We start from the raw sequence: 889 nt of genomic DNA, 5'->3' as shown, positions 1-889 counted from the left end.
GGGTCAGATGGTTGGCGTCATCGGCCGTTCGGGCGCCGGCAAATCGACCCTTCTTCGCATGATCAACCGTCTCATCGATCCCAGCCAGGGGTCGATTTTTTTTGACGGCGCCGAGGTCTCCCAGCTGCGCGGTTCGCCACTACGGCGCTGGCAGCGCGATTGCGCCATGATCTTCCAGCAGTTCAACCTGGTGCCGCGCCTCGACGTGCTGACCAATGTGCTTCTCGGCCGGCTGAATCACCGCTCCACCATGTCGAACCTGCTCGGCATCTTCTCCCGCGAGGAACGAGCCGAGGCGATAGCAGCGCTGGAGCGTCTCGATATCGCCCGCACCGCGCTGCAGGCCGCCGGCACCTTGTCGGGTGGCCAGCAGCAGCGCGTCGCCATTGCCCGCGCGTTGATGCAGCAGCCGAAGGTGATCCTCGCCGACGAGCCGATCGCGTCACTCGATCCGCTCAACGCCAAGGTGGTTATGGATTCGCTGCAGGATATCAATTTGCGCGAAGGCATCACCGTGATCACCAACCTGCACACGCTGGACACGGCCCGCACCTATTGCAACCGTATCATCGGCATGGCTGCCGGCAAGGTCGTCTTCGACGGCCCGCCGGAAGAGCTCAACCGCGAGGCCGTGCGCATGGTCTACGGCGCCGACAGCAGCGGCGGCGAAATCTCCGAGGCCATCACCTCGACCAGTGTCATCATCAAGCAAAAAATCGCCGCATCCGCCGGACCGCTTGAGCCAGCCTTTCCTGGTTACTGAGCGACCTGGATCGCCAGCCCGCGTCAAGGGCATCATATCCCAACGCAGCCGGCGCGATGCCGGGACCAACAGGAGAGAGACGAGATGTTTAGAAAGATACTTTTCGGTGCCGTTTCCGTCATGGCC

At 62.8% G+C, this 889-nt stretch carries 1 protein-coding gene; it reads left to right on the top strand.

The window, feature by feature from the left end:
• Positions 1 to 763: phosphonate ABC transporter ATP-binding protein (gene phnC / locus EN893_RS35845; protein WP_128362259.1), on the top strand; the 763-nt coding region annotated here is incomplete at its 5' end.
• Positions 764 to 889 lie beyond the last annotated feature (126 nt).

It is taken from the genome of Mesorhizobium sp. M7A.F.Ca.CA.004.04.2.1 (assembly GCF_004022825.1).
GTDB lineage: Bacteria > Pseudomonadota > Alphaproteobacteria > Rhizobiales > Rhizobiaceae > Mesorhizobium.
Note: the sequence above shows the minus strand (reverse complement) of the source record. Positions and strands in the feature narration are given on the sequence as shown.